Here is a 16,694-nt window from a genome sequence, read left to right as displayed (position 1 = left end):
TAACGAGGAAATAAATTATGGGAATCCGTAAATACAAGCCGACTACCCCGGGCCGTCGTGGCTCGAGCGTAGCCGACTTTGCTGAAATCACGCGATCGACTCCGGAAAAGTCGTTGCTGCGTCCGCTGCACAAAACAGGCGGCCGTAACAACTCCGGTAAGATCACCACCCGTCACAAGGGTGGTGGGCACAAGCGCCAGTACCGTCTGATCGACTTCCGTCGTCACGACAAGGACGGCATCAACGCCCGCGTTGCCGAAATCGAGTACGACCCGAACCGCACGGCTCGCATCGCACTCCTGCACTACGTTGATGGCACCAAGCGTTACATCATCGCCCCCAACAAGCTGTCCCAGGGTGACTTCGTCGAGGCTGGTCCCGACGCTGACATCAAGCCGGGCAACAACCTGCCGCTGCGCAACATCCCGGTTGGTACCGTAATCCACGCAGTTGAACTGCGTCCGGGTGGCGGCGCCAAGATGGCACGTTCCGCAGGTGCTTCGGTACAGCTCGTTGCCAAGGAAGGCCGTTTCGCCCAGCTGCGTCTGCCCTCCGGTGAAATCCGCAACGTTGACGTGCGCTGCCGCGCAACCGTCGGCGAGGTCGGCAACGCCGAGCAGTCGAACATCAACTGGGGCAAGGCCGGCCGCATGCGCTGGAAGGGCGTTCGCCCGACCGTCCGTGGTGTAGCCATGAACCCGGTTGACCACCCGCACGGTGGTGGTGAAGGTAAGACTTCCGGTGGACGTCACCCGGTTAACCCGAACGGCAAGCCCGAGGGCCGTACCCGCCGTCCGAACAAAGAGAGCGACAAGCTTATTGTTCGTCGCCGCCGTACTGGCAAGAACAAGCGATAGGAGCCTGGACACATGCCACGCAGCCTGAAAAAAGGTCCTTTCGTTGACCAGCACCTCTTTGTGAAGGTCGCACGGGAAAACGATAAGGGCACCAAGAACGTCATCAAGACCTGGTCCCGCCGTTCGATGATCATCCCCGACATGCTCGGGCACACGATCGCCGTACACGACGGACGCAAGCACATCCCGGTGTTTGTCACAGAGTCGATGGTCGGGCACAAGCTCGGCGAATTCGCTCCCACGCGGACATTCCGCGGCCATGTTAAGGACGACCGTAAGGGCAAGCGCCGCTAGGCGCCTGACTTTACGTCTTAGACGAGAGAAGGAAAGCAATGGAAGCCAAGGCTATTGCGCGTCACATCCGCGTAACGCCTATGAAGGCCCGGCGCGTCGTCAACCTTGTTCGTGGTAAGCAAGCGAATGAGGCTCTGGCAATTCTGAAGTTTGCCCCCCAGGCAGCTTCGGAGCCGGTATTCAAGGTACTTCAGTCGGCAATGGCCAACGCACGTGTCCTCGCGGACCGTGACGGCGTTGCATTCGACGACAGCGACCTCTTCATCACCGCAGCATTTGTTGATGAAGGCCCGACCATGAAGCGGTTCCAGCCGCGTGCCCAGGGCCGCGCCTACCGCATTAGGAAGCGGACCAGCCACATCACGCTGGTTGTCGCAACCCCGGAGAAAGAGGAGGCTCGCTAAGTGGGACAGAAAGTAAACCCGCACGGGTTCCGACTCGGCATCACCACCGACCACGTTTCGCACTGGTTCGCTGACAGCACCAAGCCCGGACAGCGCTACAAGGACTTCGTCCGCGAGGACATCAAGATCCGTCAGCTCATGTCCACCGGCATGGAGCGCGCCGGCATCGCCAAGGTCGAAATCGAGCGCACCCGTGACCGTGTCCGCGTGGACATCCACACGGCACGCCCGGGCATCGTCATCGGCCGCCGCGGCGCAGAAGCAGACCGCATCCGCGGCGAGCTCGAAAAGCTCACCGGCAAGCAGGTTCAGCTGAACATCCTCGAGGTCAAGAACCCCGAGATGGAAGCACAGCTTGTTGCCCAGGGCATCGCTGAGCAGCTGACTTCCCGCGTGGCTTTCCGCCGTGCGATGAAGAAGGCAATGCAGTCCGCACAGCGTGCGGGTGCCAAGGGCATCCGTGTTGCTTGCTCGGGTCGTCTGGGTGGCGCAGAAATGTCCCGCTCGGAGTTCTACCGCGAAGGCCGTGTGCCCCTGCACACCCTCCGCGCGAACATCGACTACGGCTTCTACGAAGCCAAGACCACCTTCGGCCGTATCGGTGTGAAGGTTTGGATCTACAAGGGTGACGTAACTGCCAAGGAACTGGCTCAGCAGGCAGCTGCTGCTCCGTCCCGTGGCCGTGCAGGAGACCGTCCGGGCCGCCCGGGTGGCGACCGCCGTCGTCGTAACGACCGTCCGGCAGCTGAGGCAGCACCTGCTGCCGTTGAAGCACCGGCCGCTGAAGCTGCTGCTCCTGCAGCAGAAGGAGGACAGGCTTAAATGCTTATCCCACGTCGAGTCAAGCACCGTAAGCAGCACCACCCGGGTCGTTCCGGCGCTGCTACGGGCGGCACCAAGGTCAGCTTCGGTGAGTACGGTATCCAGGCTCTGAGCCCGGCATACGTAACCAACCGTCAGATCGAGTCCGCTCGTATCGCGATGACCCGCCACATCAAGCGTGGCGGCAAGGTCTGGATCAACATCTACCCGGACCGTCCGCTGACGAAGAAGCCTGCCGAAACCCGCATGGGTTCCGGTAAGGGTTCTCCGGAATGGTGGGTCGCAAACGTCAAGCCGGGCCGGGTTCTCTTCGAACTCTCCGGTGTCAATGAAGAGGTAGCTCGCGAGGCCCTGCGCCTGGCAATCCACAAGCTCCCGTTGAAGGCACGCATTGTGCGTCGCGAAGGTGGTGAATAGAAATGGCAGTAGGGTCGAAGGATCTCGCACCCGCACAGCTGGACGGTTTCGACAACGAGCGTCTCGTTGAAGAACTCCGCAAGTCCAAGGAAGAGCTGTTCAACCTGCGTTTCCAGTCCGCCACCGGACAGCTGGAGAACCACGGTCGCCTGCGCGCGGTAAAGAAGGACATCGCACGCATCTACACCGTTCTGCGTGAGCGCGAGCTGGGCATTCGTGCCGAGGTTGCCGCACCGGTTGTGGAAGCCAAGGAAGAAAAGAAGTCCAAGAAGGCTGCCAAGGCTGAAAAGGCCGAGGTTGAAGCTGGAGAGGACGCCAAGTGAGCGAGAAGGAAACTGTGACGGAAGCAGCAGCCAGCGCTGAACAGCGCGGTTACCGTAAGACGCGTCGCGGCTACGTTGTCTCTGACAAGATGGAAAAGACCATCGTTGTTCAGGTTGAAGACCGCGTGAAGCACGCTCTGTACGGCAAGGTTATTCGCCGCACCTCGAAGATCAAGGCTCACGACGAAGAGAACACCGCCGGCATCGGCGACCTCGTTCTCATCTCTGAGACCCGCCCGCTCTCCGCTACCAAGCGGTGGCGTCTGGTGGAGATCCTCGAAAAGGCCAAGTAAATCCAACGTCAGGCTTGCCTGGCAGTGATTCACTGGAAAGGTCCGTGTTCCTTTGGGAATGCGGGCCTTTCCGCTTGTCCGGACGTTTCGGCTTCGGGCTGAAAACGTGCTAGGATATTGAGTTTGTATGGCGCCACTTGTGCGTCATCAACTACCTCGTAAACAATCGTGCCGCTGCATACTGCCCCGCGCAGAGTTTTCTGCAAGGGAAGCTGATGCTTGTGGCACGGGCGTTTAGGCCTGTACTGGCAAAATCCAGGCAGGTCAAGAGACACCCCGATCAACCGTTCCGCAAGGCTCATTCCGTATGCATGATTTCGGTCTGAGAACCGGCGCGACGCAAGGAGTAAAAATTGATTCAGCAGGAGTCGCGACTCAAGGTCGCCGACAACACGGGTGCTAAGGAAATCCTTACCATTCGCGTTCTCGGTGGATCCGGTCGTCGCTACGCAGGCATTGGCGACGTGATCGTCGCTACCGTCAAGGACGCTATCCCTGGCGGAAACGTAAAGAAGGGTGACGTCGTCAAGGCTGTCATCGTTCGTACCAAGAAGGAACGCCGCCGTGCGGATGGTTCCTACATCAAGTTTGACGAAAACGCAGCTGTGATCCTGAAGAACGACGGTGACCCCCGCGGTACCCGTATCTTCGGCCCGGTTGGTCGTGAACTTCGCGACAAGAAGTTCATGAAGATCGTTTCGCTGGCCCCGGAGGTGCTTTAGTCCATGGCTAAGATCAAGAAGGGTGACCTCGTTCAGGTCATCACCGGTGCCAAGCAGGAACGCGGCGGAGACCGCGGCAAGCAGGGCAAGGTTCTGCGCGTATTCCCGGACACCAACCGCGTGCTGGTAGAGGGAATCAACCGCGTCACCAAGCACACCAAGGTCGGTCAGTCGCAGCGCGGCACCAAGACCGGTGGCATCGAGGTTGTTGAAGCCCCGATCCACGTTTCCAACGTTGCTCTGGTTGACCCGTCGACCAAGAAGCCGACCCGTGTTGGTTTCCGTCTCGACACCGTTGAGAGGGACGGCGCTACCAAGACCGTCCGTATCCGCGTGTCCAAGGCCACCGGGAAGGACATCTAATGACTGAGACTCTCGAGACTCCAGTGAAGATCGTTCCGCGTCTGAAGACCAAGTATGCAGAGACCATCAAGAAGTCCCTGCAGGAGGAATTCAGCTACGCGAACGTCAACCAGGTTCCCCGCCTGGTCAAGGTTGTAGTGAACATGGGTGTTGGAGATGCCGCCAAGGACTCCAAGCTGATCGACGGCGCTGTCCGCGACCTCACCCTGATCACCGGCCAGAAGCCGCAGGTAACCAAGGCCCGCAAGTCGATCGCACAGTTCAAGCTGCGCGAAGGCATGCCGATCGGTGCACACGCAACTCTGCGTGGGGACCGCATGTGGGAATTCGTGGACCGTCTGGTTTCGCTGGCTCTGCCGCGTATCCGTGACTTCCGCGGCCTCAACGGCAAGCAGTTCGATGGCAACGGCAACTACACCTTCGGTCTGACCGAGCAGGTTATGTTCCACGAGATCGACCAGGACTCCATCGACCGCGTTCGCGGTATGGACATCACGGTCGTCACCACCGCCAAGACCGATGACGAAGGCCGCGCGCTGCTCAAGGCGCTTGGTTTCCCGTTCAAGACCGAAAACTAACTACGTGACAGGTCCGTCTTCGCAGGCTCTTGAGAGCCGGCGCAGCGGAAACCGGTACGAGGAAGGGCTATAGCCCAAATGACTATGACAGATCCTGTCGCAGACATGCTCACGCGTCTGCGCAATGCAAACTCGGCATACCACGACACCGTGTCCATGCCGTACAGCAAACTGAAGGCACGCGTTGCCGACATCCTGAAGGCAGAAGGCTACATTGCCGGCTGGAAGGAAGAAGACGCCGAGGTTGGCAAGAAGCTGACCATCGACCTGAAGTTCGGTCCGAACCGCGAGCGTTCCATCGCTGGCGTCCGCCGCATCTCCAAGCCGGGTCTCCGCGTTTACGCGAAGTCCACCAACCTGCCGCACGTGCTGGGTGGCCTGGGTATCGCAATCCTGTCCACCTCTTCCGGCCTCCTGACTGACAAGCAGGCCGGCAAGAAGGGCGTGGGCGGCGAAGTCCTCGCGTACGTCTGGTAACGGGAAAGGAAGAGAATAATGTCACGTATTGGACGTCTCCCCATCACCGTTCCTGCCGGAGTTGAGGTCAAGCTCGATGGCTCCGTCATCAGCGTCAAAGGTGCCAAAGGCGAGCTGAGCCACACTGTGGCCAGCCCGATCGAGGTTACCCAGGAAGAGAACACCCTGACGGTCACCCGCCCGAACGACGAGCGCAACTCGCGTTCGCTGCACGGCCTGACCCGCACCCTGATCGCCAACATGATCCAGGGCGTTACCGAGGGCTACGAGAAGAAGCTTGAAATCGTTGGTACTGGTTACCGCGTTCAGGCCAAGGGTTCTGACCTGGAGTTCGCTCTGGGCTACAGCCACCCGGTTAACGTCTCTGCACCCGAAGGCATCACCTTCGTAGTAGAGGGTCCGACCAAGCTCTCTGTTTCGGGTATCAACAAGCAGCAGGTCGGCGAGGTTGCTGCCAACATTCGCAAGCTGCGCAAGCCTGACCCCTACAAGGGCAAGGGTGTCCGTTACGCCGGCGAAGTCATCCGCCGCAAGGTCGGAAAGGCTGGTAAGTAAACCATGGCCATCGCAATTAACAAGAAGCGTTCGAACAAGAGCAAGTCTGCTGCACGCAGCCGTCGCCAGCTTCGTATCCGCAAGCGCATCACCGGTACGGCTGTACGTCCTCGTTTGGTCGTCAACCGTTCGGCACGTCACGTATTCGTCCAGGTTGTCGATGACAGCAAGGGTGTAACCGTGGCTTACGCTTCCACCCTGGAAGCTGACCTTCGCGCATTCGACGGAGACAAGACTGCCAAGGCCAAGCGCGTCGGCGAGCTCGTTGCAGAGCGCGCCAAGGCTGCAGGCGTCGAGGCTGTTGTCTTCGACCGTGGCGGTAACAAGTACCACGGCCGCATCGCCGCCGTCGCTGACGGTGCTCGCGAAGGTGGGCTGGCACTGTGACCGTTGAAAATAACGAAAAGGACATTCAGGTGACTGAAGCTGTAGCTGCTGAAGCAACTGAGACCGCACCCGCTGCCGATGACCGCCGAGGCGGACGTCGTGGCGAGCGCGGCGACCGTGGCCAGGGCCGCGGCGACCGTGGTGGCCGTGGTGGCCGCGACGGCGGTCGTGAGGCTGAGAAGAGCCAGTTCGTAGAGCGCGTTGTCACCATCAACCGCGTTGCCAAGGTCGTCAAGGGTGGTCGTCGCTTCAGCTTCACCGCTCTCGTCGTCGTCGGTGACGGCAACGGAATGGTCGGCGTGGGCTACGGCAAGGCCAAGGAAGTTCCCGCTGCTATCGCCAAGGGCGTTGAAGAGGCCAAGAAGTCCTTCTTCCGCGTTCCCCGCGTTGGCAACACCATCCCGCACCGTGTGCAGGGTGAGGCTGCTGCAGGCGTAGTCCTGCTGCGTCCGGCTTCCGCCGGTACCGGTGTTATCGCCGGTGGTCCGGTCCGCGCGGTATTGGAGTGCGTGGGTATCCACGACATCCTCTCCAAGTCGCTCGGTTCTTCCAACGCGATCAACATCGTTCACGCGACCGTTGCCGCTCTGAAGCAGCTCGAAGAGCCCGCTTCCGTGGCTGCCCGCCGTGGCCTGCCGCTGGACGAGGTTGCTCCTGCTGCTCTGGTGCGCGCGCTCCAGAACCAGAAGGCAGGTGTTTAGTCATGGCTAAGAACCTGACTCCCTCCGACGCCCAGTTGGAGATCACCCAGATCAAGGGCGTCATTGGCGCCAAGCAGAACCAGATCGCCACCCTTCGGTCCCTCGGACTCAAGCGCATCGGACACACTGTTGTCCGCACCGCTGATGCCGTGACCGTTGGAATGCTGAACACGGTTCCGCACCTCGTGAATGTAGAGGAGGCGAAGTAATGGCAGAGAACAAGACCGCCGCAGAGACTGCTGAGAAGCAGAACGCTCTGAAGGTCCACCACCTGCGTCCCGCCCCGGGTGCCAAGACCGCCAAGACCCGTGTTGGTCGTGGTGAAGGCTCCAAGGGTAAGACCGCTGGTCGCGGTACCAAGGGTACGAAGGCCCGCTACCAGGTAAAGGCTGGCTTTGCCGGCGGCCAGCTGCCGCTGCACATGCGCCTGCCGAAGCTGCGCGGCTTCAAGAACCCGTTCCGGGTTGAGTTCCAGGTTGTAAACCTGGAGAAGCTCAACGAGCTGTTCCCGGAAGGTGGCGCTGTCACCGTTGAGTCCCTGGTTGAGAAGGGTGCCGTTCGCAAGAACCAGCCCGTGAAGGTGCTTGGCACCGGCGACATCACCGTCAAGGTTGATGTTACGGCCCACGCATTCTCCGCCAGCGCCTCGGAAAAGATTGCCGCAGCAGGCGGAAGCACCACTGCTCTCTAAGAGTCAGCGGGGCTGATGCCCGTAGCAAAAAAGGATCCCGGTACGCGGGGCTTCGGCCCTGTGTACCGGGATTTTTTTCGTGGTTGTGGACTCTCGATTATTACGACGGCGTCACAAGCAGTTAGACTCGGTTGTTGGGTTTCATTGAGCCCCATCACATCCTTGTACTTTCTACTCAGGAGGACGCTTGCTAAGCGCATTCGGCCGGGCGTTTCGGACGCCTGATTTGCGACGCAAGTTGTTGTTCACGCTGGGAATCATCACAATCTTCCGCTTGGGAGCTTTCATCCCCTCGCCTGGTGTGAACTACCAGAATGTCCAGCAATGCTTGAACAACGGTGAAACCTCGCAGGGCATCTACCAGCTGGTGAACTTGTTCAGCGGCGGCGCGTTGCTGCAGGTCTCAGTCTTTGCCTTGGGCATCATGCCCTACATCACGGCGAGCATCATCGTTCAGTTGCTTCGGGTGGTCATTCCCCGGTTCCAGCAGCTCTACGAAGAGGGTTCATCGGGACAGTCAAAGTTGACCCAGTACACCCGTTACCTCACCATCGCCTTGGGCCTGCTGAACGCCACCACGCTGGTGTCGCTGGCCCGCTCGGGTCAACTGCTCCCGGGCTGCAACCTGCCCATCATTCCTGATGAGAGCATCATCGCGACCATCCTGATCATCATCACGTTGACGGCCGGTACCGGCCTCATCATGTGGATGGGCGAGCTCGTCACGGAAAAGGGCGTGGGCAACGGTATGTCGCTGCTCATCTTCACTTCCATCGCGGCCAGCTTCCCCGGCTCTCTCGGATCCATTTGGGAGACCAAGGGCCCGGGCACATTCTTTACCGTCCTGGCGGTTGGTTTGCTGACTGTGGCATTGGTTGTGTTCGTGGAACAGTCCCAGCGCCGGGTTCCGGTCCAGTATGCCAAGCGCATGATTGGCCGCCGCACGGTGGGTGGAACCAGCACCTACATTCCCATCAAGGTGAACATGGCCGGCGTCGTGCCCGTCATCTTCGCTTCCTCCATGCTTTACCTGCCCGGACTGATTGCGCAGTTCAACCAGCCGGCAGCAGGGGAGCAGATGGCTCCATGGGTTGAGTGGATCAACAACAACCTCACCCGTGGCGACCACCCCATCTACATGGCGCTTTACTTTGCCATGATCGTGTTCTTCACCTACTTCTACGTGGCCATCACCTTCAACCCTGAAGAAGTGTCGGACAACATGAAGAAGTACGGCGGGTTCATTCCGGGCATCCGGGCGGGTAAACCGACCGCGGACTACCTGCAGTACGTGCTTTCCAGGATCACCTTGCCGGGAGCCCTCTACCTGGGCTTCGTGGCGTTGATTCCGCTGGTTGCACTCGTCCTGATCAATGCCAACCAGAACTTCCCGTTCGGTGGCACGTCAATCCTGATCATGGTGGGTGTCGGCCTGGAAACCGTCAAGCAGATTGATGCGCAGCTACAACAACGTCACTACGAAGGGCTTTTGCGATGACGAGAATGCTGATCATTGGACCTCCCGGTTCGGGCAAGGGTACACAGGCTGAGCGGATTTCCGAGCGCCTCGGCGTAGTCGCCATCTCCACCGGCGACATCTTCCGTGCCAACGTCAAGGGCGAAACCCCCTTGGGCATCGAAGCCAAGAAGTACATGGACGCAGGCGACTTCGTTCCGGACAGTGTTACGAACGACATGGTTCGCGACCGCCTGAGCCAGAGCGATGTGGAGAACGGCTTCCTCCTGGACGGCTACCCGCGCACCACTGCCCAGGTTGATTACCTGGACCAGATCCTCGCCGAAGGACAGCAGGAGCTCGACGTCGTGCTCCAGCTGACCGCCGACGACGAAGAACTGGTTACCCGTCTCCTTGGCCGTGCCAAGGAAACGGGCCGCTCGGACGACAACGAGACCGTGATCCGTCACCGCCTCGATCTGTACCACGAGCAGACCGAAGCCGTTGTGGCCAAGTACGCCGAGCGTGGCATCCTCACGCAGGTTGATGGCATTGGCGGTATCGATGAAGTTACCGATCGTGTCCTCACGGCGATCGAGTCGGCCAAGGCCGTCTAGCTTGTTTTCCACATAGCCGGATTACCCGGCTCTGGAGCTAAGGGTGTGTCCCGTACCATTGGTGCGGGGCACACCCTTTTCGTTTCGCGGCTGACTATTGGGGGACCGCATGCACACTGCTTTATCCAGGCACAGCCGGATTTCGGGGCTCGAGGTTTACCTGCCGTCCGGACGGTTGGACACGGCCACTGTCGAGCGCCGTATTGGTGAGTGCAGTCCAGGGTTTCGGGTCCCGAAGGGGCTGATAGGACGCGTTACGGGCATCCGATTCCGGAGCGTCATGGCTGATACCGAACAAGCCTCCGACCTCGCGGCAAACGCTGCTGCCAAGGTTATGGCCGGGTGCGGACTTCAGGCTCCGGACGTGGACCTCCTGATTTTCGCTTCAGCCAGCCAGGACATGGTGGAGCCGGCTACAGGGCACATGGTTGCGGCAAAGCTGGGGCTCGCCTGCCCCGTAATGGACGTGAAGAACGCCTGCAACAGTTTCCTCAACGGTGTGGAGGTAGCGGACTCCCTGATCGCCACCGGACGCTACCGCCGAGTTGTGGTGGCCACTGGCGAATCCCCGTCGAGGGCGGTCCGATGGACAGTTCCGGACTTCGAGACTTTTGCGTCCGGCTTTCCGGGTTACACCATGAGCGACGGCGGTGCCGCAGTGTTGCTGGAGGCGGCAGACCCGGAGCCACAAGGACCCGAAGGAGCGGCCGGAATCCTGTCCATGGCATTCACTGCCCGAAGCAGCCACTGGTCCGTGGGAACGCTCTCGGCAGGCGGATCGGCTTTTCCCCGCGACCCGGAGGCCAGCTATTTCAGCATGGATGGCGAGAAGCTGAAGGACGCATTCCTCGATCTGGGGTCCGGGCTCCTCGACGAAACCCTTGACCGGCTTGGGTTGTCATGGACGGATTTCGCCGTGGTGTGCGTCCACCAGGTCAGTGCTCCGTACCGCGATATCTTTGCCAAGCGCGCGGGTGTCCCCATGGAATTGCTGGTCCCTTCCGTGGAGGACTTCGGCAACCTTGCCTCGGTCAGCCTTCCCCTGCAACTGAAACTGGCAATGGACAGTGGGCGGTGTGGACCGGGAGATCTCGTGGCCTTGGTGGGCCTGGCCGGCGGCGTGAGCCTGGGCATGGCTGTGGTGCGGCTGTGACGGCCGTGAACCCGCAGCCAGGAACGGTGAACATGGCGTCGGCGGGCACGGATCCCACCAGGCCGCTGTGCATCGCTGTTCCGATGCTGAACGAGGAAAAATTGGTACGTCAGACCCTGGTGTCCCTGGCGGCACAGGAGTTCAAGGACTTCACTGTGGTGGTTGTGGACAACGGTTCCACTGACAGCAGCTGCAGCATCGTGGCAAAGTTCGCCTCGGATCATCCAGAGATGGATATCCGCCTCCTGGTTGAGGAGCAGAAGGGTACCGGCGCGGCAGCGGACACCGGCATGCGGTTCGGTGTGGAGCACGGCGCCATATGGTTGGCCCGCACCGATTCCGATTGCCTCGCCGCCCCTGACTGGACTTCAAGGATCATGGCTGCGTTCGAGGACGGGCTGGAACTGATCGCCGGCCAATTGAATCCGAGGCTTGATGAGGGGATCAGCGCAGGCGAACGTCGAATGATGTTGCTTGCGGTGGAGGTCGCTTCGTTCTTTGGTCGCATCCGTCCCGGGAACAAGGGCGAGGGCTACTTGGGGCCCTACCAGATGCTCCCGGGCTGCAACATGGCCATCACTTCGGACATGTATCACCGCAGCGGCGGATTCCCCCGGTCCAGTATCGAGGACCTCCATGAGGACAGGGCCTTGTCCAACCAGGTAAGGAAGCTGACACGGAACTACGCCCTGCGACGCGATGTTGTCGTTTTCGGCTCGTCGCGCCGTGTCAAGGCCTGGGGCTTGAAGAACACCTTGGCATGGTACGCAGACCACCGGTACCGGCCCGAACATGTGGATATCCGTTGACGGTGGACCGATCCACTGCCGGGCAATGGGAACGGCGCATTCACCGGGGCGCCCATCCGCTGCTTTATCCGACGATCCGGGGCTTGGGGAGCCTGAAGCCGGTGGTGAGGCTTCCGGGTGTGGGGGTGTTGGTCAGCGAAGCGGCTTTGGTCCGTGAGGTTCTTATGGACCAACAGAGGTTTATCAAGAACGGACCCTCCGGCTCGGGTGCCCTCTGGACTCCTGTTGTTGGCCCCAAGGCCTTGGTGAACATGGATGGCGAAGAGCACAAGAGATTGCGGCAGCGCCTGAGTGATCTGTTCACACCGCGATCGGTAGCCGGGATAGTGGAACCCGCAGCGTCAGCCTTCGACTCACACTTCTGCAAGGCACTGGACGCGGGGCGTTCAGTTGATGTGGTGGACTGCGTCAAGGATCTCGCCGGGGGAGTGATCTCCCGTATGCTGGGGGTGCCGGACGACGCTCCTGGCAGGCTTCCCAACAAGGAGCTTTTCAATCTTGGCTCTTCGATCTCCTCCCTTGTCCGCCTGGGCCGCCCTACCCTGACGGTGCGGCAGATCGCCAAGGGCCGTTCCGCCGTCGGAGTCCTGGCCGGACCGGCCAGAACGGCATACCGGGAGAGTGATCCAGGGACGTTTCCCGGAAGGCTCCGGGAACTGGGAATGTCCGAGGACGAGGCCATGGGCATCATCAGTGCTTTTGTCATGGTGGGCACCGAAACTTTGGTCTCCTTTCTTCCGCGGATGGTGGCCCTCCTCAACGACAGCGGTCGGGTTGAGGAACTGGCCCGGGACCGAGCGCTGCTTCCTGCCGCAGTCAATGAGGCGCTGCGCTTCACGGTGCCTTCGCCGATGATGCTCAGGGATGCGGTAGCGCCGGGATTCATCGGGCAAACCAAGGTTCGCGCGGGAGACCGCATTCTCTTGTCCACCATCCACGCAGCCAAAAGCCTGCGTGGTTTCGATCCCGACGCGGCCGTGCCCCCGGAAGCGCGCCAGTTGTGGTTCGGTGCCGGTGCACACTTCTGTATTGGCATGCCCTTGGCCATGGCCGAGATCAATGCCGCTCTGGACGTGCTGCTGAACCGGTACCTTCAGCACCCTTGGACCATCTCCAACCGACGTATCAGCAGGGGCGTTCTCATTCCGGGATACAAGAGTTTGGAGTTGGCGAATGCCTGAGGCGACTGTTGAACCGGCACCCGCTGCCGACTTGATCGCTGCCGTGTTTTCGGCAGCGGAACGGTTCCCGGAACACCCTGCAATCACAGCCCCGGGTAAAGTCCGCCGCATCAGGGTCAGGTGGGGCGCCGATCGCGTGAAGCCCGGACACACCATCACTTACCGCGAACTCGTGGACGGGATCGAGGCTACGGCACGCAGTCTGAGGGAAGACGGGTTCGGCCCAGGGGAGCGCATGCTGTTCTCCGTGCGGCCCAGCCCCGCAGCGTTCACCCTCGCCTTGGGTGCCGTGCGTGCGGGTGGCTCGGTGGTGTTTATCGACCCGGGGATAGGTCCCGCGCTCTTCCGGGACCGTGCCGGCCTCGCATCGCCGCGCTGGGCAGCGGCTGAGTCATTACTGTATGCACTGAGCACTAAAAGCCCGCTGCATCCGGTGGCCCGGAGCAGGGGTCTCCTCCTTCCGGATTACGGTGCCATGGACGTGCGCCACTATTACTCAGGTCCGTGGCTGCCGGGTGTACCCAGGGGCGCAACCCCTGTCAGGAACCTGGCAACAAGGAACGGGGTAGAGGAAGTATGGGACGCCGGCGTTTCCAGCCACGGGCAGGGCGCATCGGCCCAGGAGGCAGTGATTATCTTCACCTCGGGGACCACCGGCGCTCCCAAAGGAGTGGTCCACACCCGGGGATCGCTCGCCGCGGGGTTTGAACAACTCACCACGCGCTGCACCTTCAATGAAGGTGACAGGGTCCACTCCGAGCAGCTCATGATGGGGCTGCCGGCCCTCATCGCGGGTGCGCACTGGACCATGCCGGCGTACGGGTTTTCCGCCCACATCGACCCTCTTCGGCTTGCCGCCGAGCTTGGGCCTGTGGCTGGCAAAAAGACAGCGTACGACGGCGCCACCCACCTTTTCCTGGTGCCGTCACAGTTGGCGCCCATCCTGGATTCGATCGAGGCCGGTACGGTCAGGCTGCCTGCTTCCCTCAGGACGGTCATGCTTGGGGCGGCGCCGGTTCTGGCACCATTCCTCAAACGCGCCGTTCACTTGCTCCCCGGCATCGACTTCAAATTGATCTACGGCATGACCGAAGCGCTCCCCATCTCCATAGCCGACGGACACGAGAAACTGGCCTTCGCCTCAGGAACAAACGCGGAAATAACGGCCCCCGACGGAAGCGGTGAAGGTGACTTCCTCGGGGAGCCGCTTCCCGCCGTCGGAATCCGGGTGGCTGAAGACCATGAACTGTTTGTTCGAGGTCCCAACGTGTGCCACGGCTATCTGGGTGAGGAGCCGATGGTGGAGCACGCCACCGGGGACCTGGTCCGGCTTGACCACGGCAGCGGCAATGACAACGGCAGCGCGCCGAGGTTGGTGATGATCGGACGGAAGAAGGACATGATCATCCGGGGGAAGACCAACATCTACCCGGCGCTTTATGAGCCCGTCATCGCCGGCGTCCCTGGGGTCCGGCAGGCAGTGATGGTGGGCGTCGCCGATGAGGTCGGAGATGAGGCAGTGTGGTTGGCCGTGGTGGGATCAACCGGCGAAAATCCGGGCACGCTGGTGTCGAGACTTGCCCGTGAACTGCCAAGGCTTATCGATGAATCCGCCCTCCCGGACCATATTGAAGTTTTGGATTCCATCCCGTCGGGCGGCCGGCACAGGAAACCCGACCGTGCAGCATTGCGGCAGGAGTTCGCAACACGCTCCCAGCCAAAGGCGGCACTATGAGGATCGCGGTCACCGGTGCCACAGGATTCATCGGAGGAGCCGTAGCCGGCGCAGCGGAGGCGCGGGGGTGGGAAGTGGTTCGCTTCGCCAGGCAGCGCACGGCCGGACTGGACTACTGGGACCTTACGGGTCTTCCGCCCGCCCGGCTTCCCCGTGTTGACGCGGTGGTGCATGCCGCAGCACATGTTGCCGATTGGGGTGCTCCTCCGGTCTTCCACCGGTCCAACGTCCTGGGTACGCGGGCCGTTGCAGAGGCTTTCGCAGGAACCCGCCTGGTCCACATCTCAAGCTCCAGCGTCTACCCATGGTGGGAAGCATGCATCAACAGGGCTGAGGACGAAGTAGCGACGCACCACCTGAACGCTTACGGACGCAGCAAGGCGCTCGCCGACGTCGAAGCCCGTCGTCACGGCAATGCCGTGGCACTGCGCCCCCACGGTGTCTACGGGCCAGGTGACCGGACGCTGTTGCCGCGTCTGATCGCCAACATCAGGCGCAGTACTTTGCTCAGCGTCGGACATGCCAGGGTCAAGCACCAACTGACCCACGTGGAGAATCTGACTGAAGCCGTCCTGGCCTCCTGTCGATCCGAAGTCCGGGGTGCAGTGAACGTGGCCGATGCTGAGCCGGTTGAACTGGGCGCAGTGCTGCGGCAGGTCCTCGACGCCTCTGGACTGGAGGGAGTGAATATCAGGTATCTCCCGGAACCTGCGGCCATGGCCATTGCCGGAGTTTCGGAGGCGATTGCCCGGCTGGGCGGCCGGAATCCGCGGCTCACCCGGTACGCGGTCAGCCAACTCGGGCGTGAGCGGACCTACTCCTTGAATCGACTCCGGCAGGAGCTGGGAGTCGAGCCAATTTCGACCACAGTGGCCGATGCGGGAAAATGGTTCAAGCACGGAGCATGATTGGCTCCATCAGCAAATCTTCCAGAGGAGAACATGGCGTTCGGTCAGCCCCGCATTGAATACAAGACCAACGAGCAAATGCGCAAGATGCAGGAGGCCGGGCTTGTCCTGAGCCGAGCACTTGACGCTGCAGTTGCGGCGGCCAAGCCGGGCGTCACCACCAAGGACCTGGACGGTGTTTTTGCCGAGGTCCTCAACGACGCAGGAGCCAAGTCCAACTTCCTCGGCTATCACGGCTTCCCCGCAACCATCTGCACCTCCGTCAACGAGGAAGTGGTCCACGGGATCCCTGGAAACAAGATCCTCAACGACGGTGACATCATCTCCATCGACGGTGGCTGCATTGTGGACGGCTGGCATTCCGACTCGGCCCGGACGGTCATTGTCGGTGCAGCCGATCCCGAAGACCAGCGGCTCTCCGACGTTACCGAGGCTGCCATGTGGCGGGGTATTGCCGCCCTCGCCAAGGGAAAGTTTGTCGGCGATATCGGCAACGCCATTGATGATTACGTGTCCTCGGTCCAAGGCAAGCCGTTAGGCATCCTTGAAGACTATGTAGGGCACGGCATTGGTTCGGAAATGCACATGGCACCGGATGTGCTGAACTACCGTACCGGCCACCGCGGACCGAAGATCCGCCCCGGTCTGTGCCTGGCCATTGAGCCCATGCTGGTCCGTGGCGGCATCGAGACCGCCACCCTCGACGACGACTGGACCGTGGTCACCACAGACGGCAAGCGTTCCTGCCAGTGGGAGCACTCCGTAGCCGTGCACGAAAAAGGCATTTGGGTCCTGTCCGCACCGGACGGAGGCGCCGCGCAGTTGGCGCCGCTCGGCGTCGTGCCTGTACCGATCCCGTAACGCCTGTACCTATGCCGTAATCCCTGCACCGCTCCCGTAAACCTGGAGCCGTACAACCCTAAGCACAAGAGCCGGGCTGCCTCAGCAGCC

Annotated in this window: 24 protein-coding genes; all 24 read left to right on the top strand. The window is 61.2% G+C overall.

Annotated elements, in window-relative coordinates:
• Positions 1 to 17: 17 nt before the first annotated feature.
• The 24 genes from rplB (at position 18) to map (ending at position 16,604) form a co-directional block, all read left to right on the top strand.
• Complete coding sequence (gene rplB / locus LDN85_RS15490; RefSeq protein ID WP_011775592.1) at positions 18 to 857, top strand: 50S ribosomal protein L2; 840 nt, start codon at positions 18 to 20, stop codon at positions 855 to 857.
• Positions 858 to 869: 12 nt separating this feature from the next.
• The gene (gene rpsS, locus LDN85_RS15485) at positions 870 to 1,151 is read left to right on the top strand and encodes a 30S ribosomal protein S19 (protein ID WP_011775591.1); all 282 of its coding nucleotides are present in this window, start codon (positions 870 to 872) and stop codon (positions 1,149 to 1,151) included.
• A gap of 38 nt (positions 1,152 to 1,189) precedes the next feature.
• Complete coding sequence (gene rplV, locus LDN85_RS15480; protein WP_223943471.1) at positions 1,190 to 1,555, top strand: 50S ribosomal protein L22; 366 nt, start codon at positions 1,190 to 1,192, stop codon at positions 1,553 to 1,555.
• Complete coding sequence (rpsC, locus tag LDN85_RS15475; protein WP_011775589.1) at positions 1,556 to 2,377, top strand: 30S ribosomal protein S3; 822 nt, start codon at positions 1,556 to 1,558, stop codon at positions 2,375 to 2,377. It begins immediately after the preceding gene.
• Complete coding sequence (rplP, locus tag LDN85_RS15470; protein WP_003803795.1) at positions 2,378 to 2,794, top strand: 50S ribosomal protein L16; 417 nt, start codon at positions 2,378 to 2,380, stop codon at positions 2,792 to 2,794.
• A gap of 2 nt (positions 2,795 to 2,796) precedes the next feature.
• On the top strand, positions 2,797 to 3,117 hold the full coding sequence (gene rpmC / locus LDN85_RS21970) for a 50S ribosomal protein L29 (RefSeq protein WP_014922387.1): 321 nt from the start codon (positions 2,797 to 2,799) through the stop codon (positions 3,115 to 3,117).
• The gene (gene rpsQ / locus LDN85_RS15460) at positions 3,114 to 3,410 is read left to right on the top strand and encodes a 30S ribosomal protein S17 (protein ID WP_011775587.1); all 297 of its coding nucleotides are present in this window, start codon (positions 3,114 to 3,116) and stop codon (positions 3,408 to 3,410) included. Before rpmC ends, rpsQ begins: the two co-directional genes overlap by 4 nt.
• Positions 3,411 to 3,763: 353 nt before the next feature.
• Entirely contained in the window at positions 3,764 to 4,132 is a 369-nt protein-coding gene (rplN, locus tag LDN85_RS15455) for a 50S ribosomal protein L14 (protein ID WP_003803789.1), read from the top strand.
• Positions 4,133 to 4,135: 3 nt separating this feature from the next.
• Entirely contained in the window at positions 4,136 to 4,495 is a 360-nt protein-coding gene (gene rplX, locus LDN85_RS15450; RefSeq protein WP_026539810.1) for a 50S ribosomal protein L24, read from the top strand.
• The gene (rplE, locus tag LDN85_RS15445) at positions 4,495 to 5,073 is read left to right on the top strand and encodes a 50S ribosomal protein L5 (protein WP_026546299.1); all 579 of its coding nucleotides are present in this window, start codon (positions 4,495 to 4,497) and stop codon (positions 5,071 to 5,073) included. Before rplX ends, rplE begins: the two co-directional genes overlap by 1 nt.
• 78 nt (positions 5,074 to 5,151) lie before the next feature.
• Positions 5,152 to 5,550, top strand: coding sequence for a 30S ribosomal protein S8 (rpsH, locus tag LDN85_RS15440; RefSeq protein WP_011775584.1), 399 nt, complete (start codon positions 5,152 to 5,154; stop codon positions 5,548 to 5,550).
• An 18-nt stretch (positions 5,551 to 5,568) separates the two neighbouring features.
• Entirely contained in the window at positions 5,569 to 6,105 is a 537-nt protein-coding gene (rplF, locus tag LDN85_RS15435) for a 50S ribosomal protein L6 (protein ID WP_026539812.1), read from the top strand.
• Between the two features lie 3 nt (positions 6,106 to 6,108).
• Entirely contained in the window at positions 6,109 to 6,492 is a 384-nt protein-coding gene (rplR, locus tag LDN85_RS15430) for a 50S ribosomal protein L18 (protein WP_011775582.1), read from the top strand.
• A 29-nt stretch (positions 6,493 to 6,521) separates the two neighbouring features.
• Positions 6,522 to 7,193 (top strand): 30S ribosomal protein S5, encoded by a 672-nt coding sequence (gene rpsE / locus LDN85_RS15425; RefSeq protein WP_026539813.1) that lies wholly within the window; start codon positions 6,522 to 6,524, stop codon positions 7,191 to 7,193.
• A gap of 2 nt (positions 7,194 to 7,195) precedes the next feature.
• Positions 7,196 to 7,402: a 50S ribosomal protein L30 gene (rpmD, locus tag LDN85_RS15420; RefSeq protein ID WP_026539814.1), complete on the top strand. Its 207-nt coding sequence runs from the start codon at positions 7,196 to 7,198 to the stop codon at positions 7,400 to 7,402.
• A complete protein-coding gene (rplO, locus tag LDN85_RS15415; RefSeq protein ID WP_035760461.1) occupies positions 7,402 to 7,884 on the top strand; it encodes a 50S ribosomal protein L15 in 483 nt (160 codons plus the stop codon). The genes rpmD and rplO overlap by 1 nt, the downstream gene beginning before the upstream one ends.
• Positions 7,885 to 8,071: 187 nt before the next feature.
• Positions 8,072 to 9,382 carry a preprotein translocase subunit SecY gene (secY, locus tag LDN85_RS15410; RefSeq protein ID WP_026539816.1) on the top strand — a complete coding sequence of 437 codons (1,311 nt, stop codon included), beginning with the start codon at positions 8,072 to 8,074 and terminating at the stop codon, positions 9,380 to 9,382.
• A gap of 5 nt (positions 9,383 to 9,387) precedes the next feature.
• Positions 9,388 to 9,957 (top strand): adenylate kinase, encoded by a 570-nt coding sequence (locus LDN85_RS15405; protein WP_172324492.1) that lies wholly within the window; start codon positions 9,388 to 9,390, stop codon positions 9,955 to 9,957.
• A 280-nt stretch (positions 9,958 to 10,237) separates the two neighbouring features.
• Entirely contained in the window at positions 10,238 to 11,110 is an 873-nt protein-coding gene (locus tag LDN85_RS15400; RefSeq protein ID WP_238324843.1) for a 3-oxoacyl-[acyl-carrier-protein] synthase III C-terminal domain-containing protein, read from the top strand.
• A complete protein-coding gene (locus LDN85_RS15395) occupies positions 11,107 to 11,919 on the top strand; it encodes a glycosyltransferase family A protein (protein ID WP_223943470.1) in 813 nt (270 codons plus the stop codon). The genes LDN85_RS15400 and LDN85_RS15395 overlap by 4 nt, the downstream gene beginning before the upstream one ends.
• A 2-nt stretch (positions 11,920 to 11,921) precedes the next feature.
• Positions 11,922 to 13,100, top strand: a complete 1,179-nt coding sequence (locus LDN85_RS15390; protein ID WP_035760462.1) for a cytochrome P450 — start codon at positions 11,922 to 11,924, stop codon at positions 13,098 to 13,100.
• Positions 13,093 to 14,835, top strand: coding sequence for a class I adenylate-forming enzyme family protein (locus LDN85_RS15385; protein WP_026539821.1), 1,743 nt, complete (start codon positions 13,093 to 13,095; stop codon positions 14,833 to 14,835). The genes LDN85_RS15390 and LDN85_RS15385 overlap by 8 nt, the downstream gene beginning before the upstream one ends.
• Positions 14,832 to 15,743, top strand: a complete 912-nt coding sequence (locus tag LDN85_RS15380) for an NAD-dependent epimerase/dehydratase family protein (protein ID WP_026539822.1) — start codon at positions 14,832 to 14,834, stop codon at positions 15,741 to 15,743. Before LDN85_RS15385 ends, LDN85_RS15380 begins: the two co-directional genes overlap by 4 nt.
• A gap of 33 nt (positions 15,744 to 15,776) precedes the next feature.
• Entirely contained in the window at positions 15,777 to 16,604 is an 828-nt protein-coding gene (gene map, locus LDN85_RS15375) for a type I methionyl aminopeptidase (RefSeq protein ID WP_026539823.1), read from the top strand.
• Positions 16,605 to 16,694: the final 90 nt, after the last annotated feature.

The sequence above is a fragment of the Arthrobacter sp. StoSoilB20 genome, assembly GCF_019977295.1.
GTDB lineage: Bacteria > Actinomycetota > Actinomycetes > Actinomycetales > Micrococcaceae > Arthrobacter > Arthrobacter nicotinovorans_A.
This window is presented reverse-complemented; position numbering and strand designations above follow the sequence as displayed.